The sequence below is a fragment of the Flavobacterium johnsoniae genome (genome assembly GCF_030388325.1).
Lineage (GTDB): Bacteria > Bacteroidota > Bacteroidia > Flavobacteriales > Flavobacteriaceae > Flavobacterium > Flavobacterium johnsoniae_C.
This window is the reverse complement of the sequence record NZ_CP103794.1, coordinates 2,643,922-2,666,994: the sequence shown is the minus strand read 5'-3', so window position 1 is coordinate 2,666,994 and position 23,073 is coordinate 2,643,922. Positions and strand designations below refer to the sequence as shown.

The following is a 23,073-nucleotide window of genomic DNA, read 5'->3' as shown; positions in this document are numbered from 1 at the left end:
CATTTATTCATTCGTTTAAAAATATGAAAAAGTATCTCTATAGTTTGATTTTTCTACTCGTGCTAACAACTTTGAGCGCGCAACGATACATGGCTTCTTTGCCAAATTATGAAGCGTATAAAGCGTTTAAGGGAAAACCTTTGTCTGACAAATTCTCCAATATCGAATCAGTCAAAGTGGTTTATGACATCCGAAAACAAAAGATGTATTATTTCAATAGCAGTCTCATTTTACTGCATTTTGATTTTGTTACCAATTATTTAGGTTATAGTAAAGAACTTGATGTTTTTAATAACGAAAATTATAGCGATACAGACAAAAACAGAGATTATTTACTTGGAAATTTAAATCATATTAAAGGCACTGATAAATGGATCTTTGAACTTGCTGCTTCCGATCATATGCCTATTTCCTTAATTGAACGTTTTTTTAATTTAGTTAGAAGCTCCACTTTTATCGGTCAAAAATTAAAATTCTATTTGAATAATCCCGAAATGATGGAATGGTTTCAGCAACAGAAATTTAAAATTCCCTGTGTAAAATCAGATTATATTTTTGGTGAAATAAAATATCAGGAAGTTGTTCGAGGAAGTAATATTGGAATTCTGAAAAAATATAAAATCAAAGAATTAGAAACCATAAAACCTAATTCTGATGAAATTATCATTCTGGATGGCACGCCAGAAATTCTTCCAAACGTTAGAGGAATTATTGTAAACGAACTTCAGACACCGCTGAGTCATTTAGTTCTTTTAGGAAAAAACAGAAAGATTCCGATTATGGCTTACACGGAAATCGAAAAAGACAACAATATCAAAATATTGTTGTCTAAAAAAGTAGAATTGAAGATTAACGTCGATACTTTCTACATTAAAGAAACAACTAAAAAAATCCCAGTTAAATCTGCTGCAAAAAAGAAAAAGTTAATTATTGATAACAGCATTACCGAATTGGTCAATTTGGCTGAAATTCCTAAAAAAGGTGTAAATTATATTGGTTCAAAAGCGCAAAACATGGCATATTTGATTGCCATTTCAAAAGAAACTCCATTTAAAGTTCCAGAAAATGCGCATGCCATTCCGTTTTATTTTTATAATCAACATATTCAAAAAACATCTATTTCTCCCTTAATTGCTGAACTTTTAGCTTTTCCTAAAAAAGATTCAACAGTTTGGATTAATAATCAATTGAAAAAAATCAGAGATGCCATCAAAAAAGAACCTATTGATCCTGAATTAATTTCGAAACTAAATCTAGCTTTTAAAGATGCAAAATTTAAAAACTTCAGATTTAGATCTTCCACAAATGCAGAAGATTTGGACGATTTTAATGGAGCAGGTTTGTATGATTCGAAAACAGGAATTCTCGGAGATTCCATCAAAACTTTCGAAAAGGCAATAAAACAAGTTTGGGCAAGTGTTTGGAATGAAGCTTCTTACAACGAAAGAGAACTTTTCGGAATTGATCAGCAGAATATTTCCATGGGAGTTTTAGTGCATCGTTCTTTTCCCGACGAATTAGCAAATGGCGTAATTATTACGAAAAATATTTTTAGAGAAAATTTTCCTGGCATTACGGTTAATGTTCAAAAAGGTGAAAACTCAGTTGTAAAACCAGAAAAAGGCGAAATCTGTGAGCAATTTGTTGCTTATCATTTTAATGATGGAAAAGACGACACCGATTTTGATATCGACTATACTTCAAATTCTAATTTGAATAATAACGAACCTTTACTAAGCCGAAAAGAAATGAGCAATATTTTTAATGTCAGTAAAAAAATTGAAACTAAAATGTATCGATATTGGCGCAAAAATCAATTTCATCCTGTCGATATTGAGTTCAAAATTGTGGGCGAAAAAAGAGATTTATATATTAAACAAGTTCGTCCTTTTAACGATTAATAGAAAACCAATAAATCTATTTCGTTTGCCGTCGTATTGATTAAGACAATTCTAAAATCAAATTCTTCAATTTTAATTTTCTCTTGAATTGATTTTCTAATGAATTCCTGATTTAAAGAAAAGTTATCGTCAAGCGGAATTTTCACATCTACAGAATTCAGATATTTTGAAGCTTTTTTATTAACAATAATTGAAGCGACAATATAAAATCCGATAATAATAATTTGAAAAAACAACAATAGTTCAATCTTTTCAAACGGATACATAATATCTAAAATCGATAATGTAATCGTCGCAAAAAGAAAAATAATAGCGTTTACAGTAAAAGATTGTGTTCTAAATCTAAGAATGGAAAAAATGGCAAATAAACCAAATCCAATTCCAACACCAATTTCAATTTTTGTAAAAAGATAACAAAGCGAAAATGTGCAGAGTCCCACAGTAACCATTAATGGATTTATGGTGGCATTATCTTTTCGGTTGGAGAAAAAATACAGAACCAAAATCGAAAAAAACAGAAGCAGAAATCGTCCTAAAAGTTCGTTTAAATCCATAAATCAAAATAAATTGGTTACTCAAATGTAAACAATTTATTCTTTGTCCATTTTATTTTTATTTAAGGGAAAAAGCTATTGTACTATTATTTTTTCGGTGCAGAACCTTTCTCAGAAGCTTTATTTGTATTTTTAGGATCGCTCATATTTACTTCTTTCACTAATTTTCCTTTTTGATAAAACTGCCAAATTCCAGCTTTTTTACCATTTACAAATTTTCCTTTAGAAGCAACAGATTTATCTGAATCGTAAAAAACAGCATCACCGTTATATTCATTATTTTTAAAGTTAGATTCTTCCAAAAGCGTTCCGTCTTGACCTATTTTTTTATAAGTTCCTTCTTTTAAACCATTTTTATACATCATCTCTTCTGCAATTTGAGCATTTGGATAATAAATAGTTCTTGCGCCTTCTAATTTCCCATTCTTATAATTTTCAACCGTCATTAAAACTTTAGAAGCTTTATGATAGTATTTCCATTCTCCTTCACGAGATTTCCCAACCTCTTTCCCCTCACTTACCTTATTTTTATTCTGATCGTAGAAAATAGTATAAGAACTGCCATCATTAGTACTAAAATCTCTTGTCGCAATTACATCTCCTTTTTTAGTATCATCAAAAAACTTAAAAATACCGGTTTCTTTTCCGTGATCAAAAGTTCCTTCGTAACGAGGTCGTTTAGATTCGGCGTAAGTTCCTTTCCAAAGTCCATCTTTTTTTCCTGCCGCATCAACTTTATTTACATCTGTTTGCGCATTCAAAAAGAATGAAGAAAGAAACAAAAATGCAAGTATGATTTTTTTTGAGATCATAGATATAGTTTTATTTTAAGCTTAACGAAAATCTAAATTATAAATTATATTGGTATAAAAAAATCCCGATTAAATCGAGATTTTTTTATTGAGAATTATTTTTTCTTATTCTGAGCTTTTGCTGCTTCTTGTTGTTCCATTACTTCGTTAAGACGCTGCTGGAATTTACTTGGCTTTTTAGGCTCTTTTAATTTGTTTTCTTGAATCTGAGCGTGAATTTTTTCACTATCTACAATGTAATTTTTGATTACAAACATAATTCCGATTGTAATTAAGTTTGAAATAAAGTTATACAAACTCAAACCAGAACCGTAATTATTGAAGAAAATTAACATCATTAATGGCGAAACATAAATCATGATTTTCATCATTTTTGCCATATCTGGCATACCTTCTTGTTGAGGAGCTGCCATTTGCTGATCTCCAGATGTCATTTTCATGTAGAAGAAAATTGCAATTGCTGCCAAAATCGGAAACAAGCTGATATGATCTCCATACATCGGAATAGTAAATGGTAGTTTTACAACTGAGTCAAAAGATGATAAATCGTCTGCCCAAAGGAAGCTTTTTTGTCTTAATTCAAAAGCAGCAGGGAAAAACTGGAACGATGCATACATAAACGGCAACTGAATCAATGCTGGAATACATCCTGCCATTGGGTTTACGCCCGCTTTGTTGTACAATTTCATAGTTTCCTGTTGTTTCTTCATTGGGTCTTTTTTGAATTTTTCTCCCAACTCTGCAATATCAGGTCTTAAAACTTTCATTTTAGCCTGAGACAAGAATGACTTATATGTAATTGGCGACATAGCCAATTTGATGATAATTGTAAAAATGATAATTGCAATTCCTAAAGCCAATCCAATTGTAGAACTTAAGAATCCAAATAATGGAATAAAAATCCATTTGTTAATCCATCCGAAAATTCCCCATCCTAATGGAATGATTTTTTCGAAGTTTTTATCGTAAGCTTTTAAAGTCTTATAATCCGCAGGACCCATATACAAATTCATTTTGTAATCGATCTCTCCATTTGTAAATGCTAACGGTAAATTTGCTCTAAACTGTTTTGTAAAAACAGTATCAATTTTTTCATCCTTAACTAAATCATCAGATTGTAATTTTGAAGTTTCAAAAGGTTTTTCTGTAGATAAAATAGTAGTAAAGAAATGCTGTTTGAAAGCTACATAACTTACTTTTTCAGGAGTTTCTTCTTTACCTTGTCCGTGCGAACTTACGTTATTGTATTTTGATTCGTTGTACTTGTAATCAATTTGAGCATAACGATTTTCGTAAGCAATACTTTTCTCATTTCTGTATGTTTTTAAATCCCATTGCAAATCAACTGGTTTAGCAGAATTTAAAACTCTGTTCAAACCTTGAGAACGAATATCAAAACCAACTAAATAATCGTTTGGTTTTAAAATATATTTGTATTCTAAAAATTCATTAGCTCCGGCTTTCAAACGCATAGATAAAACTTGGTCTGCACCGATTTTTTCTAATGTTGGTTCGAAATACAAATCTTTAGAATTTAAAGTTCTGTTATCTGTAGTAAGAAGTTGTAGATTTAAACTTGAATTGTTGTTTTTGATTAACTCAACTAATTGACCTGAACCTTTTTTAAATCTTTCGAATTCTTTTAAAGTAGCTTCAACAATATAACCACCTTTATTAGCGATTTTAAGTTTAATCTTTTCGTTTTCAATAGTTGTAAAAGCTTCTTTTGCAGAAGGAAGTGTTGCAGAATAAGCAAATCCTCCTAAAGTTTTTTGCAATTTTGCCAATTGAAGTGTATCTCCAGGAGTTACAGCCGCAGCTGGTAATGATGCCGTTTTAGCTTTATCAGCTTTTGCTTGTGCTTCTTGTTTAGCAACTAATTCTTTCTTGGCTTTTTCAGCAGCAATTTCTTTTTCAGAAGGCTGATTTTGGTACATAATCCAAATCAAAATTCCAAATATCAATACAAAACCAATGATTGAATTAAAGTCTAATTTTTTTTCTTCCATTATTATTTAAAAAAGTTATTCATTGAAGCTTATTAGTAATGAGTTTATCTCAAAAGTTACAAGTTTCTCAAAATATTAATTACTGTTTTTTATGCGCATTTACTGCCGCAGCCACAAAGTTTACAAAAATAGGGTGCGGATTTGCAACCGTACTTTTGTATTCCGGATGGTATTGTACACCAATGAAGAATGGGTGATTTTCAAGCTCTACGATTTCAACCAAACCTGTATCAGGATTAACTCCAGAAGCTTTTAAACCAGCTTTTTGCAATTCATCAGCATATTTATTATTGTACTCATAACGGTGACGGTGACGCTCCGAAATAGTTTTTTCTCCGTAAATTTTGTGTGCTAAAGTGTTTGGTTTAATATCACATTTCCAAGCACCTAAACGCATTGTTCCTCCTTTATCAGTTACGTTTTTCTGTTCTTCCATTAAATTCACAACCGGATGAGGCGTTTTTTCGTTCATCTCTGTAGAATTCGCTTCAGCGTAACCTAAAACATTTCTAGAATACTCAATAACAGACATTTGCATCCCTAAACAAATTCCGAAGAAAGGAATTTTATTTTCACGAACGTAACGAACTGCTTCGATTTTTCCTTCAATACCTCTTTCACCAAAACCTGGAGCAACTAAAACTCCATCTAATGAACCTAATTTTTCTTCAACATTTTCTGCATTGATATGCTCTGAGTGAATAGAAATTACGTTTACTTTAGTTTCGTTTGCAGCTCCTGCATGGATAAACGCCTCTAAAATAGATTTGTAGCAATCCTGCATTTCCACATATTTTCCAACCAAACCAATATTTACAGTTTGTTTTGGACTTTTTAATCTTTTTAAGAAAGTATTCCAGTTTTTAAGATCTGGAGATGCTTTTTTAGGCAAATCTAATTTCTTTAAAGCTACAACGTCTAATCCTTCTTCAAGCATTAAATTTGGAACTTCATATATAGTAGAAGCATCAATTGACTGAATAACTGCTTCTTTCTTCACATTACAGAATAAAGCTAATTTCTGGCGTAATTCCTGAGACAATTCGTGCTCTGTTCTACAAACCAAAATATCTGCCTTAATACCACTTTCCATTAAAGTTTTAACAGAGTGCTGTGTTGGTTTTGTTTTTAACTCACCTGCCGCAGCTAAATAAGGAACTAAAGTTAAATGAATAACAATTCCGTTGTTTTCACCTAACTCCCAAACTAATTGACGAACAGATTCTATATAAGGTAGCGATTCGATATCACCAACAGTACCACCAATTTCAGTAATAACAATATCATAATCGCCAGATTTACCTAGCAATTGCATTCTGTCTTTGATTTCGTTTGTGATATGAGGAACAACTTGAACTGTTTTTCCTAAAAATTCTCCTCTTCTTTCTTTTTCAATAACCGAAAGATAAACTCTTCCTGTAGTAACGTTATTAGCCTGAGAAGTAGGAACGTTTAAGAAACGCTCGTAGTGTCCTAAGTCTAAGTCAGTTTCAGCTCCATCATCTGTCACATAACATTCTCCGTGCTCATAAGGATTCAAAGTTCCTGGATCAACGTTAATATATGGGTCAAATTTCTGAATAGTTGTACGGTATCCTCTTCCTTGTAACAATTTTGCCAAAGATGCCGCGATAATCCCTTTTCCTAATGAAGAGGTCACACCTCCTGTAACAAAAATATATTTTGTTTGATTCATTCTGTTGTTTGTTTGTAAGTAGTTGTGTAAAAAACTTGGCAAAAGTACAAATTTAATTAGACAATTTATCAATTCAAGAATGAGATAATTTTTAAATTTTTAGACTTCTTTCAATTTAAATAGCCGTTTGAAGTTCTGACTTTATAAAATGAAAGCTTTTTAGGATTTTAGCTAAAAATTCGCAACTAATTATGGAGAACCTTGATAAATTAAAAAAGCAAATCATATTCGATTTCACTTTATTAATAATAAATTCATATTATCAAAAAAGTCCATTACTCTAAAATGCTAGATTTATAGCTTACTTAGAAGAAACCATTATAAAATCGAATATTTGTGACCATTTATCCCATAAATCAACATTTACTCCATTATTTTTAGCCGAAACATACACTACAATATCATCAAAAATCGACAATAGTTCTTTTTTAACAATTTCTGCATCTTTTTGATTACCGCTAACTTTTAGTATGCTCGCATCCAACTTGTTAAATCTGTCAATTTGAAATTGAATATAAATTCTTCCTTTATATTTAGACATAATTGGCGACCATTTAAATCTTGTTTTTAAAATACTAAGAAATTTAGGGTTCAAACTATTATTTTCGAAAAATAAATATTCCTTTCTTCCATATAAAAATTTTGGCTTTTCTTCCACATCTTTTAAAGACATGATCAAACCATTTCTAAAATTAGAACAATTTTCTTGAATTATTTTTTGTGCTTCGCCATCGTTCAACAAATAAGCTTGGTAAAAATCTTCACATGCAGTTTCATTATCACCTAATTTTAATTCCACAGCAGCGCGATTAAACCACCCGTCTTTGTTTTTTGGATTTTCAATCGTAATCTTCGTATATATTTCTTTTGCTAGTAAAAAATCACTTTCTAAATAAGCCTTTTCTCCGTCTATCAATAATTGATTCACATTATTAGTCTGAGCAACACACACTTGTACAATAATAAAAAATAACAATGTAATTTTTCTCATAAAAACCTTTTAAACTCAAGGCAATCTAGAAATTACCTAATTTAGTACTTTATCTTTAAACAATGATAAATATGTATTAGAAGATAAAAGGCCTTTAAAAGTCAAAAAAAGAATAAAATAAGATTAAACTACTTTATTTAGGAAAGTATATTTAGTTTTTAAGGCTGCGGATATTGTTTCTTAATATTTCGAATCAATTCCTCCAAACCATTTAATTTCAATTCATAAATTAATTGTAGCTGTTGTCCTAACTCCCCTTTTGGAAATCCTTTATTATGATACCAAACGACGTAATATTCAGGCAAGTCAATTAAATATTTTCCTTCGTATTTTCCGAAAGGCATTTTGGTGTGCGCTAATTTGATGAGTTGTTTTTTGTCTTGATCCATAGTTTTCTTGTAGAAGAAAGAAGCAAGATGAAAGACTTCGTAGATTTTCTGCTTATTTCATTTCACACAAAACTACTATTTATTTTTTCTTTTGCCACAGATTAAAAAATAGTTTTCAGTCACAGTCGCAGTTTACAGTTAAAACAAAACCGAACATAAAAACTAGAAAACTTAGAACCTCAGAATCTCAGTATCTTTAAAAAAAAGAAGCAAGAAAAAAGAACCTTTTTCGTTCTCTCCTCCTGCTTCAAAAATATTATTATGACTAATTACTGATTTCAAAAGACTAAAAAACTTAGAATCTTAGTATCTCAGTCCCGAAGCCTCGGGATAGCATCTTTCAAAAAAAAGAAGCAAGAAAAAAGAACTTATTTCCGCCCTCTCTTCCTGCTTCAAAAATATTATTTAAAAAAAGTTCAGCACAGATTAGAAACCTCTGTCCCTTTACCCCTCTGAACCTTTATCACTTTTTAATAGTGCCATCTTACAAAAGCTTCCATTGCTGCATAAGTTGCTAAACCTAATTGGTGGTATAACTCAGCTGTTTCACGGTTTCTGTCTTCTGCTCTCTGCCAGAACTCTCTTGCGTCTGTTCCTTGAAAAACAACTCCGTCTTTTTGAGATTGGTGTTTGAAGATTCCGTGACGTTTTGCCAAAACTTGGTCTGGACTCATCGGAACTGCCATTTCAACTTCGTCAATTCCCCATTCTTGCCAAGCTCCACGATATAACCACAACCAACAGTCGTTCATAAATTCTTTTGGCTTTAAAACCTTAACAGCTTCAAAAATCGCATCCAAACAAACTTTGTGAGTTCCGTGCGGATCTGCTAAATCTCCAGCTGCGTAAATTTGGTGTGGTTTAATTTTTTCAATTAAATCAACTGTTAACTGAACATCTTCTGGTCCGATTGGTTTTTTCTCGATTGTTCCAGTTTCATAGAAAGGCAACTCCATAAAGTGAATCTGAGAATCTGGAAGACCAACAAAATGACTTGTAGCTCTCGCCTCTCCTTTTCTAATTAAACCTTTAATGTAACGAACTTCCGGAATATCAATTTCGCTGTTCTTTTTGTTTTGCAAGAATGCTTCTGCTTTTTTGTAAATATCATCTGCTTGCTCACTTTTGATTCCGAATTTCTCGTTATAATCAATTACGAATCTTGCGAAACGAAGCGCTTCATCATCAGCAACTGCAATATTTCCAGATGTTTGATAAGCCACGTGCACTTCATGACCTTGCTCTTGCAAACGCATGAAAGTTCCTCCCATACTAATAATATCATCATCTGGGTGTGGACTGAAGATCAATACACGTTTTTTAGCCGGCTCTGCTCTTTCAGGACGATTTGTATCATCTGCATTTGGTTTCCCACCTGGCCAACCTGTAATTGTATTTTGTAATTTATTGAAAATCTTAATATTCGTATCGTAAGCTGGACCTGAATCTGCTAACAAATCGCTCATACCGTTTTCGATATAATCTGCATCAGTAAGCATTAAAATTGGCTTTTTAAGATCTAAAGCTAATCCTAAAACTGCCTTACGAGTTAATTTATCAGTCCAAACGATTTTTTCAACCAACCAAGGCTTGTTGATTCTCGTTAATTTTGAAGAAGCCTCTTTATCTAAAATAAAAACTGCATTATTGTGCTCTTGCAAAAATGAAGCTGGAACTCGATTTGTAACTTCGTCTTCAACAGATTTTTTTACAATGTTTGCTTTTCCTTCTCCCCAAGCTAACAAGATTACTCTTTTTGCTTCCATGATTTTTTTAACCCCAAGCGTAATTGCTGTTCTTGGTGTATTATTTAAACCGTAGAAATCTTTACTTGCTGCCACTCTTGTGATATGATCTAATGCAACCAAACGAGTTTTAGAGTTTTGAAGCGAACCAGATTCGTTAAAACCAATATGTCCGTTACCTCCAATTCCAAGAACCTGTAAATCGATTCCGCCTAAAGCTTCAATTTTAGCTTCGTATTCGTGACAATAATCTGCAATTTCTTCTTTTGTTAAAAGTCCGTCTGGAACGTGAGCGTTTTCAGGTAAAATATCGACATGATCAAACAAAAGTTCTTTCATGAAACGAACATAACTGTTGATTGAATTCGGTTCCATTGGATAGTATTCATCCAAATTAAAACTGATTACGTTTTTAAAACTCAAACCTTCTTCTTTATGCAAACGAACTAATTCTGCATATAATCCTTTTGGAGAAGAACCAGTTGCCAAACCTAAAATACAAGGTTTTCCTATATTTTGCTTTTCTCTGATTAAAGCGGCAATTTCTTGCGCAACTTCTTTAGAAGCATCCGTTGAATTTTCAAAAACAACTGTGTTGATGTTTTCGAATCGTTTTTCGAAACCTGTTGCCTTGTCGATTTTACTTTTTAACATGATATATTAATTTTTTATTTTTTGTTCTTTTAAATTATTACCATTTTCTGTATTTATGTCCTTTTACAGCATAAAAAAGAATCATTATATAAGAAGGCAATAACATTAGGTAAGCAATCTGATTTCCGCTTTTTGATACATTTTGCATATTTTTTGCAACTAAAGAAGAATTTATGCTTTCTGTGATCATTCCGTAAAAAAGTGGAAAAACAGCTCCACCAATAATTCCCATAATCAAAATAGCACTTCCAATTTTTGTATAACCTCCTAAATCTTGCAAAGCCATTGGCCAGATTGCAGGCCAGCATAATGCATTTGCCAATCCTAAAAGCGCTACTAAAAGTATTACTAAAGGAATATTTGGAGTTCCAGGAACTGCAACCATAATTTTTGGAGAAATTAGAACAATTGCCAGAACTAAAATTATTCCTAATACTCCAGATACTTTTAAAGCCTTAACCTGAGAAACATATTTAGGTATTAAAACGATTCCAAGAACATATCCGATAACCATTGCCGACATTGTAAATGAAGTTAGTTTTAGATAGAAATTTCCATCTTCTCCATAAACTCCCAACTGTTTTCCAAAAGCGCCGATCGAATCTCCAGCTAAAACTTCTGCAGATAAATACAACATTAAAGTAATTACTCCTAAAACCAATTGCGGATATCTGAAAGCATTTTTAATTTGTTTAAAAACACTCAGATTCGATACATTTCCTTCTTCATCCAAATCAATTTCTGGTAAAGGAGAAAATTTCACCATTAAAGCTAAAACAGTAATAATCAACCCCATATAAAGATACGGTGTTTGTAATTGCAAAGCAAGAGAATTTAACGCCGTATTTTTTGAAGCTTCGTCCATCAAAGCAATTTTTTCTGCGGTAAAGTCTTGCATATTAGACAAAACAAGAACTGTAAGCACGATTGGCGCTACAAAGCCAGCCAGTTTATTTGCAATTCCTAAAACACTGATTCTTGCAGCAGCACTTTCTCGCGGTCCAATAACCACAACATACGGATTAGAAGCAGTTTGCAGAACTGCTAAACCAGTTCCCATTATAAATAATGCAATTAAAAACAAAAGAAAAGTTCGGCTAGATGCAGCTGGATAAAACATAAACGCACCAGCGGCGATGATTAGTAATCCTAAAGATATTCCGTTTTTATATCCTACTTTTTCAATAATATAAGAAGAAGGAATTGCCATTACAAAATAAGCAATGTAAAACGCGAAGGTTACAAAATAAGCTTGAGAAGAAGTCAATTCGCAAGCCAATTCAAAAAACGGAATTAGCGGCCCGTTTAGCCAGGTTACAAATCCTAGAATAAAAAACAATAATGTTAGAATGACCATCGGAACAATGGCACTTTTTCTTTCTACCTGTAATGTACTTTGAATGTTTGTCATAATTTTTGGTTGATTAGTTTATAGATTTATTTAATTCAAAATCTAAATTAGAATCAACTCTCACATTATTGATTGCGTAATTTATGCAAATATCTGCATTTTTTTTGCAAAACAAAAGTACTACATTAAATTTCCCTAATCTCTAATTTAGATATGAAAGTTTTGTTAATTTTTGCTATTCCAGTTTAAATCAGGGTAATATTTTGCCAAATATGTTTTTACGTCGGCAATATCTTCTTTGGCTGTAAGGTCTGGAACGTGCTCAGAAAACGGAATTCCGACTGTAGTTTGCGGATTTTCTTTAACGGAGTTTAAAAGAACTGTCGGAAGTTCCTTTTCATCGCGCTCTGGATGAATAGGACAATTCTTTAAATGTGTATATAATGTTTTGCCATTAAATTTAAAAGCATTCATACTTACGCGTATTTTTCCTTCTGCATCTTTATATTCTTCCAAAACATCTTCTGAAGGTTTTTCTAATATATCCAGCAATTGATTATGCTGATCTAATTTTGCAATTGCAAAACGAGAAATACGTTCCAGCGGAAAATCCATTGCATCACGATCGTAACTAATAAATGCGTTTGGACTTTCTGTTTCTCTTAATGCGCGCAAAGCTTCTGCTGAATACAAATTATCACTATTGCAAACGGAGTAAAACTGCGAATTCAATTCTGGATATTGTTCTACCGCCTGAAATAAAGCATCAGCAGTTCCAAAAGGTTTTACTCTACCTTCAGGAATGTATTGAACTGCAAATGAAATGTTCAGTCCGTGAAAGTCATTATTTTTAATTTGACTTCCATAAAACTCTTTAAACAATTCTCCTTGTTCACCTATTATAATATAGATGTTTTTATAGCCAGCTTTTTTTGTATTCCATAAAAGATAATCCAAAAGAGGTCTTCCGCTTGCGCCGACACCAATTAAACCTTTACTTCTTTCGTTTGCCTGAGCAATTTCTTCTGGAGTCAAATTATCTAAAACCGCTTCTTTTTTCATACGAGAAGAAGCTCCGCCGGCTAGAATTACTAAGTTGTTGTGCATTTTATTTTAAATTTCAATATTATCAATAATTCGTACTCCAGGATCTACATTAACTACATAAGCTTCTTCTGCTCCAGCATTTAAAATTGCTTTTATAACCGAATCTTCTTTTTCAGGATCCGCAATAACTACAATACTTCCACCTCCGCCAGAGCCCACAATTTTAGCACCGTACGCGCCCGCTTTTAGAGCCGCATTGATCATTGCGTCTATTCTCGGAACTGTTATTTTGAGAAGATCTCGCAAAATTTCATGATGACCATTCATTAAGGAGCCAATTTTTTTAAGATCTAAAACTGGTTTTTCAAATTCTTTTAATGCTTCTTTTGTATAATAGTAATTTTTGATAGCGGCTTCAAAATAAGGAATCAAACGATCTGGAAGACAATTTCTATATTTACTTAAATCTTCAATTTCTGAAGCATTCAAATCAAATTCGGGATAATTTTGTTTTACAATATCAATTGCCATTAAAGCATTACCTTTTAATTCGCCGATTAAACCGATTGTCTCTTTTGGAACTCCAGAAACTCCAGTTATCAAACCTTTTAATTCTGTTCCTATTACATCAAAAGAGAATGGTTTTTTGGTATTAATGTAAACTATATTACCTACGCCAATGCTAAAATGATCCATCATTCCGCCAGGTTCTCCGTGTTCTAAAACTTCAGATTCATAACCTAATTTCGAAAGGAAATCTGGCGTTACTTCTTGATTAATTCCAAAAGCTTCAATTAAAAAACGAATCCAAGCCATTAATAATGCCGAAGAACTAGATGTTCCTGAATTTATTGGAATATCTCCGGTAATAGTTATTGTATAACCTGATGTTGGAATGCAACCATATCTGCGTAAAACACGAAGCGCTGAAGCAAAATAATCGCGTGCTTCTAATTTTTCGAATGTGGCATGAATATCTATGATCCGAATTTCGTCTATATCAATCATATTGAGCACAAATGTATCGGTCTGATTTTCTTTGGCAATTAGCTTAATATTTCTATCTATGGCGCAAGCTATAACAGGAAGTCCTAAGTAATCTTGATGATCTCCAAAAAGACAGGTTCTCCCTGGCGCTGAAGCTGTAATTTTCTTCATTAAAAACAAGATATTAAAATACTAAAAAACAACGTTTTAAAGTAAATTTTGATTATTAAATTTATTCTGATTTTGGGTTTTGATTGTACGAAACTATAGATTATATTTTGATAAAACAAATAAATCCAGAAAAAATGTGCTCGAACACACTAAAAAATGTTCTCGAGCACATTTTTAAAATTCATCCAAAGTATATTCCGAAAAATTAAATGTTATTTATATATTTGCTTATATGGATAAAAAATATACTATTAAAGACATTGCGCAAATGGCCGGAGTTTCTAAAGGAACTGTCGACAGAGTTTTGCATAATAGAGGAAAAGTTTCTCCTGCGGCGCTGGAAAAAATTAATGAGGTCTTAAATGTTATTGATTATGAGCCTAATTTAATTGCACGAAATTTAAAAAATACCAAGATTTATAAAATCTGTGTTTTACTCCCTGATCCTGAAATAGATTCGTACTGGCTTCCTTGTGTAAACGGAATTCAAGATGCTGTAAAGGAATTTAAACCTTACAGCGTCAATATTACGATTCAGTATTTTAATCCAGAAAGCAAAAAATCGTTTGTAAATGCTAATGATAAAGTTTTAAGTGTTGAACCCGATGCGGTTTTAATTGCTCCCGTATTTCATAAAGAGACGATTGAGGCTGTTAAAGTTTATGAAGAATCTAATATTATTGTCAATACCTTCAATAATCAGATTGAGTCTAATATCGTGAAATGTTTTGTTGGCCAGGATCTTTACAAAAGCGGCCGAGTTGCTGCTAGCTTAATGAACTTAATTTTATCCGAAGGTCAAATTGCAATTGTTCATATTGATGAAAGCTTGAAAAATGCGGTTCACATGCAGGAAAAGGAAAAAGGTTTCAGAAGTTATTTTGAAGAAAAGAAATTGAATAACTTTTCTCTAACAACTTTAAAACTAAAACATCCAAATGTTGAAAGCAAGTTTTTAAATTTCCTTGAAGAAAATCCGCATTTAAAAGGCATATTTATTACAACATCAAAAGCGTATCAAATTGCTACAACTCTTTCCAGCTTGAAAAACAAAAAAATAGCGCTTATTGGTTACGATTTAATCGAAAAAAATGTCAATTATTTAAACGAGGGATTATTGCATTTCTTGATTCACCAAAATCAAAAAAGACAAGCATATTTAGGCGTAAGCACATTGGCAGAACATTTCTTGTACAGCAAAGAAATTCCGGAGACAATTTTATTACCAATTGACATTATTAATGTCGAAAATGCCGATTTCTACCTTTACTAATTTTTTCTTGAATTTAATCTTCTAGAATAAATTTCCCGAACGAAGATGCGATATGAAAATTTGGTTGTTCTGTTTTAGGATTAACCCAAGAAATCCATGTTGGTTCGTATTCTAAGTTTTCATTTTTTGAGAATTTGGCTCGATATACTCCAACTTCAATAATATTATTTTGAATTAAATCCAATTCTTTAAGCGAAGCCATGCTTATTTTTCCTTGAACGGTAAATGAATTGGCGTTTTTAAAAGAATAAATTTCTAAATGTCCTTTTGGCCATTTCCAATCGTAATCGAAATTCCAATTCGGATAAGCTTCAAAATCCAGAATTCGAGTATCAACATCCATTTCTAAACAATAATACGGGCTCATTTTTTCATCTTTTCTAAAAAAAAGCTCCACTCTATCTGAATTGCAAATACTGTCTGTAGAATTGTCTTTTCTGTCGATATAAATTTCCGAATCAAAAACTTGAAAATTAAAATATAAATAATCTGAATTCCATCTTGCTCTAAATTCAATTTTTGAAAATGGATCTGTTTTCCAAGCCGAACAAAAGTCTGTTAAACAGTTTGCTTTTTCCCAAAAATCAGAATCCAAGTTTTCAATATTTACGTTTTCGTTTTGTTTAACTAAATTGACTTTGTAGGCTTTTAAATCTGAACTCATTTTTTTCGGTTTTATTTTAATTTTCGAAATCAATAATAGCGCTTTAAAAAATGCAATTATTCTACTTTCAAAAAAAACATCTTTTTATTAATTTAAAAAAGGCTAATATAAGGCAAACTTTTTCAAAAAATCTAAATGCTTTTTTTATTATAACATGAATAAAAAAATAGAGAAAGAAAAAACTCACAGATTTAAACTTTAAAAATAGTTAATCAATTCTTAGGTTTCCAAATCAACAATTGCGAAATTCTTACTAAAAAACCAATCTACTTTATATTCCTTAAAAAAGAAAACAACCCGCTAAGAATCCGATTAAATCTAACAACTGTCTATTTTACATTTTATTTTAAAATATCTTCAACTTTTTTATCTCAAAAAAATCAATTGCACAATTTTATGTGCTCGAGAACATAAATTTTGTGTGTTCGAGCACATTTTTTGTGTTTTTTCTTGTTTTATAATTTTTTAATCTCTAGTTTCGTCGAACAATTAGAATTTTGACGATAAAATTTGCATTCATTTTTGATCATTTTTAGATAAAAAAACGAATTCAAAAACATCAACAAAACCAAAATTTTAATCTTTAGAAAAGAAAAAATCAACTAAACAAAAACTCAATTATTAACCAAAACCTAACCAGAGTATGAAAAAAGTATTCGCTAAAAAGTCCAGCACTTTAAGAATGCATTCAGTACTTGAAAAAAGCTTAAAAACAGCTTTGTTTTCATTGTTGTCTTTAAGCATTCAAGCGGCGTCTGCAGCACCGATTAGTGAAATCGCTTTAAACAAAACCAGTTTATTAGCATTTCAAAAAATAGTAAAAGGGAAAGTCGTAGACGAAAAAGGAACTCCAATTCCTGGGGTAAATGTTGTTATTAAAGGCAGTAAAACTGGTGTTCAAACCGATATTGACGGAAGTTTTGCTATCGAAGTTCCAAGCACCTCGACAATATTAGTGTTTTCATTTCTTGGAATGCAGGAACAAGAAGTTGCTGCAGGAAATTCTTCTTTAAAAGTTACAATGAAAGAATCTGGACAACAAATGGATGAAGTTGTTGTTGTGGGATACAGTAAAGTTAAAAAGGAAAGTCTAACAGGTTCGCTTCAAACTTTAGACAACAAAAAAATTGTTGATGTTACTACTCCAGCTGTCGAAAACATGCTTGCAGGAAAAGCTACAGGTGTTTTTGTAAACACAGGCGGAGGACAGCCTGGATCGGTTGGAAAAATTATTATTCGCGGTAGAACTACTGTAAACGGAAGCACAGATCCGCTTTGGGTTATTGATGGAGTAATTGTCGGAAACAGTTCTGGAAATATGAATCCTGCTGATATCGAAACGCTTACTGTTCTTAAAGATGCTGCTTCTACTGCTGTTTACGGTTCTCAAGGTGCAAACGGAGTTATTGTGGTTACTACAAAAAGTGGTAAAAAAGGAAAAGCAACTATTAATTTTTCTGCTAGAACTGCAATGACTACAATCAATAACGGAAATTTTGACATAATGAATGGCGCAGAATTATATGATTTGTATGATTCTTTTGCAAATAAAGAAGATTTCCAGAATGTTTGGTGGTGGAATCCTGAATTGCGAAACAAAAACTTCGATTGGTGGGACAACGGAAGTAAAACAGGAATTGCAAACGACTACAATCTGTCTATCAGCGGAGGCGGTGACAATTTTAAAAGCTATGTTTCTCTTGGATATTATGACGAAACTGGAGCTATAAAAGGTTATGAATATAAAAAATACAATGGTTTAATGAAATTTGAGTACAAACCGAATACGTGGTTTACTGTACGTCCTCAAATAAACTTAACCAAAGAAACTACATTTGATCAACAGCATTCTGTAGGCGCTTTGTACGGAAATATGCCTTGGGACAGTCCGTATTTGGAAGATGGAAGTCTAGTTGGAAATGCTCCAAATCCGACTTGGGTAAACACGACAGGTTCTAATTATTTATATGATTTACAATGGAATTATGGTGAATCTGAAAGTTATACCGTTCGTGCCAATATGGATTTTGATATTAAATTTACAAGCTGGCTGACTTTTGCTTCTGTAAACAATTATATCTTTGGAAGTTACACCTCAACGTATTATTCAGATCCGAGATCTTCTTCTGGCGAAGCTGTTAAAGGAAGAATTGAAGATTATTTCAGCAATTACAACCGCGTTTACAGCAATCAGCTTTTAAGATTTAATAAAACTTTTGATAAACATAGTTTTAATGCTGTTGCGGGTTACGAATGGAATGAATATAATTCTAAATACAGTAACGGAATTGCAACTGGAATTCCACCGGGAATTATCGTTGCCGATGCAGCAGCTGTTCCAGAAAAAGTGGGTGGCGGAAGATCGCAATGGGCTGTTCAGTCTTTATTGTCGAATTTAAATTATTCTTATGATGACCGTTATTTAGCACAAGTTTCTTTTCGTCGTGATGGTGCATCAAACTTTGGAAAAAATGCACAATATGGAAATTTCTTTTCTGTGAGCGGTGGTTGGAATATTCATAAGGAAAGCTTTTTCCATGTCGATTTTATTCATAATTTAAAATTAAAAGCCAGCTACGGTTCTGTAGGAAACAGACCAAACAGTTTATACCCTCACCTTCCATTATATTCTTTTTCACAAAGTTATAATGAAAATCCGGGAGCTTTAATTTCGCAATTAGGAAATCCTGATTTAAGCTGGGAAAAAACTTATACAGGTGATGTCGGTTTGGATATCGGATTATTCAATCGTGTAAATATTACTTTAGATTACTACAATAAAAACACTTCAGATCTTTTATATCAAGTGCCTCTCCCAGGTGTAATTGGCGTAACCAGTATTTGGAAAAATGTTGGAGCGGTAAATAATAGAGGTTTTGAAGCATCAATTAATGTAGATATCATTAAAAATGATAATTTAAAATGGTCTGTTGATGCCAACATCGGAACAAATAAAAATAAAGTAACAAGCCTTTACGGAGGTAAAACTCAGATTATTGTTGGAGACGGAAGTGGTATAGCAGGTTCTGCAAGTAAATTACTTACTCCAGGAAAAGATGTAGACAGTTGGTATTTAACAGAATGGGCTGGCGTTGATCCTGAAAATGGAAGACCTCAATGGATGACAACAGATGCAAACGGAGCACGTGTTAAAACTTATGATTATGCGGCTGCTTCTAAAAACCAAAAAGTAATAGGTGCTTATACTCCTGATTTTTTTGGAGGTTTTTCTACCAATTTAAATTATAAAAATTTCGATTTCGCGGCTATTTTCAGTTATTCTGTAGGCGGAGAAATCTACAATTATGCTAGAGCAGAATTTGATTCGGACGGAGCTTATACAGATCGTAATCAAATGAATTTACATAGCGGTTGGAGCCGTTGGGAAAAACCTGGAGATATTGCAACACATCCGCAAGCGATTTACAATAATCCTAGTAACTCAAACAAAGCTTCTTCTCGTTTCTTAGAAACTGGAACTTACTTAAAAATGAGAAGTGTGACTTTAGGTTACAATATGCCGATTGAAAGTCTTTATATTTCAAATTTAAGATTGTATATCGCTGGAGAAAATTTATTTACTATCACACATTATTCTGGAGTTGATCCTGAAATTCCGCCAATTAATGGAGCAATTTCTGGTGTTGCTACGCAAGTTTATCCTTCAACAAGAAAAGTGGTATTAGGACTTAACTTAACTCTTTAAAAACAAAATCATGAAAAAGATATTTCTATTATTTACAGCAATTAGTTTCCTGTCTTCATGTGAGTTAGACAGAGAACCATTTAATTCCTATACGCAAGATAAAATTCAGGAAGATAAAGAAGCTTCTATCGAAGTTTTACTAAACGGATGTTATGCTCAGCTTAAAGGCTGGTCTGACGTTATGCACAGAGTTGGCGAATATCCAGGCGACAACATTATGATTAGAGGAACTTCTACTGATGCTTTTTATTCTTTTATTTCTTATCAGCATGTTACCAATAATGGACGTTTGTCTGTTTTTTGGAATAACAGTTATAAAATAATTTCGCAATCAAGTGATTTAATTAAAATTATAAAAGAAGGAGAAAGTGACGCAGTTGATCAGCAATTAGGTGAAGCGTATTATTTAAGAGGTATGATTTACTTTTATTTAGGAAAAACATACGGAAGACCTTATGCACAATCTCCTGAAACTAATTTAGGTGTTCCAATTGTAAATGGTCTTCCAGCAGATTTAAACAATTTGACTTTACCAGATCGTTCCTCTGTAAAAGATACTTATGCACAAGCAATTAATGATTTGAAAAAAGCAGAAGCTTTAATGAATGCCGATAAAACTGCTGCTTATGCAACAAAAGAAGCGGCTCAAGCAATGCTTTCTAGAATTTATTTATATATGAGCGGCACTTATGATTCTCCAAATCAAGAATTTGCAACGCAGTCTATCGAATATTCGAATAAAGTAATCGCAAGCGGACGTTACAGTTTATTGAGCCGTGCAAGCTTCATGAAATACAATACTTATGCTCCTGACGCGCCAGAGCAAACGGAAACTATTTTTGCTGTAAAACAAGTTGCTTCTGAGTTTTCTGGCTACGATCACTATTACGGAATTGGTGGTATGTACGCCAACATTCAAGGTCAAGGTTGGGGAGAAATGTATGCAAGTGCTGAATATTTAGATTTGCTTAGAAAAGCTGGTGGAAAAAATGATGCACGTTGGGCTTTCATCGATCCGCAATACGCCACAGATGCTGCTGGAAACAAAACTGAAGCTTTCCGTTTTATCTACGATGTTTTTAATGCTGGAGGAACTCAAACGGGATACAACTACATGCAGCAACCTCTTAAACGTAATGCTGATGGTTCATTTTATATTACTATCGGAACTACAAACTATAATTTAACAACTGTAAATGCTGCCGAAAATCAGTATTCAATTGTATATGAAGGAAAAACTTACACTGGCGAAAAAGATTATATGATGCTTTTAAACCGTGTATATCCAATGTATTACATTACAAAATGCTCGCTTCAGGATAATGATTCTCACCTGCACTCTCCAATTATTTCGCGATTGGCAGAAATGTATCTAAATCTTGCTGAAGCTTATGCTAAAAAAGGAGATTATGGCAATGCTTTAATCAATTTGAATAAAGTTCGTGAAAGAGCTATTGTTGGTGGCGCTTATACTTCTTTAAATAGCACAAACGCTGTACAAAGAATTGATGAAGAACGTCAATTAGAACTTGCTTTTGAAGCGCATCGCGGTTACGATGTTTACAGAAACGGACAAACCATGACACGTCGTTATCCTGGCCCTCATTTGCCAATGAATGATGTTCCTGCAACAAGTTTACGAGTGGTACAATACATTCCGCAATCAGAAATTAATGCTTATCCGGGTACGTTAACCCAAAACCCATAATCTTTTAGATTTGTTTATTGTTTTTAACAGCCTCTCTATTTTTAAAAATTAGAGAGGTTTAAAAAAGTTAATCATTCAATACTTACTAATGAAAAATTTATTAAACCTGATTTTAGCTTTTTCACTTGTATCATTTTCTTGTGCAAATCACAACGAAATTGAAACAGAAAATAATGTTCTTGAAAACCCAAAAACGGAGATTTCTTTGCCTTTGGCAGGAAATGCATACAGCTCTAAACATTTAGAAGAAAGCAACATTACAGATAATGGAATCGAAAATTGGACAGATTCAAAAGAGTCTTTCACAGTTTATTTCAGAATTTTTAAACCGGGAACTTTTCAAATTTCTGTTGAAGAATCTGTTGAAGTTTACGGAAAATCTGAACTTGAATTTTCGATTAATAATGAAGTAAAAAAAGTAATTTTCAATTCTTCAAAAAAAGCGGTTTTAATCGGAAACTGGAAAATCAATCAAGAAGGATATGTTGCACTGAAAATAAAAGGAATTAGTAAAAACAGTGATCGTTTTCCGTCTATTAATAGATTAAAAATTTCCAGCGCAGATTATGATGGAAAAATCTCTTATGTTCCTAACAACGAAGGTAATTTTTATCATTGGGGACGTCGCGGTCCATCTGTTCACTTAAACTATCCTGTTCCAGAAAACATAAATGCTGAATGGTTTTACAACGAAATAACGGTTCCAGAAAACGAAGATAAAATTGGTTCTTATTTTATGGCAAATGGTTTTGGTGAAGGCTATTTCGGAATTCAAGTAAACTCAGCAACAGAAAGAAGAGTTTTATTCTCAGTTTGGAGTCCTTTTAATACCGATGACCCAAACAATATTCCAGAATCGCATAAAATCAAAATGCTTAAAAAAGGCGAAAATGTTCATACCGGAGAATTTGGAAATGAAGGTTCAGGCGGACAAAGTTATTTAAAGTACAATTGGAAAGCCGGCACAACTTACAAGTTCTTGTTAAGAGGTTTTCCAAACGGAAATAATTCTACAACATATACAGCATATTTTTTCGCTCCAGAATTAAACAAATGGTTATTGATCGCTAGTTTCAATCGTCCAGAAACGAATACTTATTTAAAAAGATTTCACTCTTTCTTAGAAAATTTTATTCCAGAACAAGGTGATTTTTCTCGAAAAGTGCTTTTCAACAATCAATGGATTTGTGATGAAAAAGGAAATTGGACAGAAATCAATACAGCCAGATTTACAAATGACAATACAGGCGCAAAAGAATATAGAATGGATTTTGCAGGCGGAACAGAAAACAATTCTTTCTATTTAAAAAATGGAGGTTTTTTTAATAATTATACAACGCCAAAAACTAACTTTACAAGACCACTCAACAATAAAAAACCTGAAATAGATTTTAGTGCTTTACCTTAAACTATCT

At 32.4% G+C, this 23,073-nt stretch carries 16 protein-coding genes; 5 read left to right on the top strand and 11 right to left on the bottom strand.

Annotation, left to right across the window (positions count from 1 at the left end):
* The first annotated feature begins 23 nt into the window (after window positions 1–23).
* Window positions 24–1,901 carry a PEP/pyruvate-binding domain-containing protein gene (locus NYQ10_RS11540; RefSeq protein WP_289876477.1) on the top strand — a complete coding sequence of 626 codons (1,878 nt, stop codon included), beginning with the start codon at window positions 24–26 and terminating at the stop codon, window positions 1,899–1,901.
* Here NYQ10_RS11540 and NYQ10_RS11535 read toward each other — a convergent pair.
* The 10 genes from NYQ10_RS11535 to NYQ10_RS11490 form a co-directional block, all read right to left on the bottom strand.
* Window positions 1,898–2,455, bottom strand: coding sequence for a DUF4956 domain-containing protein (locus NYQ10_RS11535; RefSeq protein WP_289876476.1), 558 nt, complete (start codon window positions 2,453–2,455; stop codon window positions 1,898–1,900). The two genes, NYQ10_RS11540 and NYQ10_RS11535, sit on opposite strands and share 4 nt — an antisense overlap.
* A gap of 86 nt (window positions 2,456–2,541) precedes the next feature.
* On the bottom strand, window positions 2,542–3,267 hold the full coding sequence (locus NYQ10_RS11530) for a toxin-antitoxin system YwqK family antitoxin (protein WP_289876475.1): 726 nt from the start codon (window positions 3,265–3,267) through the stop codon (window positions 2,542–2,544).
* A 95-nt stretch (window positions 3,268–3,362) separates the two neighbouring features.
* Entirely contained in the window at window positions 3,363–5,276 is a 1,914-nt protein-coding gene (gene yidC, locus NYQ10_RS11525; RefSeq protein ID WP_289880983.1) for a membrane protein insertase YidC, read from the bottom strand.
* Between the two features lie 79 nt (window positions 5,277–5,355).
* Window positions 5,356–6,972: a CTP synthase gene (locus NYQ10_RS11520; protein ID WP_289880980.1), complete on the bottom strand. Its 1,617-nt coding sequence runs from the start codon at window positions 6,970–6,972 to the stop codon at window positions 5,356–5,358.
* Window positions 6,973–7,273: 301 nt separating this feature from the next.
* Entirely contained in the window at window positions 7,274–7,963 is a 690-nt protein-coding gene (locus NYQ10_RS11515) for a hypothetical protein (RefSeq protein WP_289880978.1), read from the bottom strand.
* Window positions 7,964–8,121: 158 nt separating this feature from the next.
* On the bottom strand, window positions 8,122–8,352 hold the full coding sequence (locus NYQ10_RS11510; RefSeq protein ID WP_289880974.1) for a DUF3820 family protein: 231 nt from the start codon (window positions 8,350–8,352) through the stop codon (window positions 8,122–8,124).
* 470 nt (window positions 8,353–8,822) lie between these two features.
* Window positions 8,823–10,751, bottom strand: coding sequence for a glucosamine-6-phosphate deaminase (gene nagB, locus NYQ10_RS11505; RefSeq protein ID WP_289880972.1), 1,929 nt, complete (start codon window positions 10,749–10,751; stop codon window positions 8,823–8,825).
* Between the two features lie 37 nt (window positions 10,752–10,788).
* Window positions 10,789–12,162 carry a sugar MFS transporter gene (locus NYQ10_RS11500; protein ID WP_289880970.1) on the bottom strand — a complete coding sequence of 458 codons (1,374 nt, stop codon included), beginning with the start codon at window positions 12,160–12,162 and terminating at the stop codon, window positions 10,789–10,791.
* 165 nt (window positions 12,163–12,327) lie between these two features.
* A complete protein-coding gene (locus tag NYQ10_RS11495; protein WP_289880969.1) occupies window positions 12,328–13,209 on the bottom strand; it encodes a sugar phosphate nucleotidyltransferase in 882 nt (293 codons plus the stop codon).
* 6 nt (window positions 13,210–13,215) lie between these two features.
* Window positions 13,216–14,307 carry a mevalonate kinase family protein gene (locus NYQ10_RS11490; protein ID WP_289880966.1) on the bottom strand — a complete coding sequence of 364 codons (1,092 nt, stop codon included), beginning with the start codon at window positions 14,305–14,307 and terminating at the stop codon, window positions 13,216–13,218.
* A gap of 232 nt (window positions 14,308–14,539) precedes the next feature.
* On the opposite strand from NYQ10_RS11490, the gene NYQ10_RS11485 reads away from it, so the two are divergent.
* A complete protein-coding gene (locus NYQ10_RS11485; protein WP_289880964.1) occupies window positions 14,540–15,580 on the top strand; it encodes a LacI family DNA-binding transcriptional regulator in 1,041 nt (346 codons plus the stop codon).
* A 13-nt stretch (window positions 15,581–15,593) separates the two neighbouring features.
* Here NYQ10_RS11485 and NYQ10_RS11480 read toward each other — a convergent pair whose 3' ends face one another.
* Window positions 15,594–16,244, bottom strand: coding sequence for a sugar-binding protein (locus tag NYQ10_RS11480; protein WP_289880963.1), 651 nt, complete (start codon window positions 16,242–16,244; stop codon window positions 15,594–15,596).
* A 643-nt stretch (window positions 16,245–16,887) separates the two neighbouring features.
* Here NYQ10_RS11480 and NYQ10_RS11475 point away from each other — a divergent pair.
* The 3 genes from NYQ10_RS11475 to NYQ10_RS11465 all read left to right on the top strand — a co-directional run bounded on the left by NYQ10_RS11475 (window position 16,888) and on the right by NYQ10_RS11465 (window position 23,066).
* Window positions 16,888–19,950, top strand: a complete 3,063-nt coding sequence (locus NYQ10_RS11475; RefSeq protein ID WP_289880961.1) for a SusC/RagA family TonB-linked outer membrane protein — start codon at window positions 16,888–16,890, stop codon at window positions 19,948–19,950.
* A gap of 10 nt (window positions 19,951–19,960) precedes the next feature.
* On the top strand, window positions 19,961–21,658 hold the full coding sequence (locus NYQ10_RS11470; RefSeq protein ID WP_289880958.1) for a RagB/SusD family nutrient uptake outer membrane protein: 1,698 nt from the start codon (window positions 19,961–19,963) through the stop codon (window positions 21,656–21,658).
* 88 nt (window positions 21,659–21,746) lie between these two features.
* Window positions 21,747–23,066, top strand: coding sequence for a DUF3472 domain-containing protein (locus NYQ10_RS11465; RefSeq protein WP_289880955.1), 1,320 nt, complete (start codon window positions 21,747–21,749; stop codon window positions 23,064–23,066).
* The last annotated feature ends 7 nt before the right edge of the window (window positions 23,067–23,073 follow it).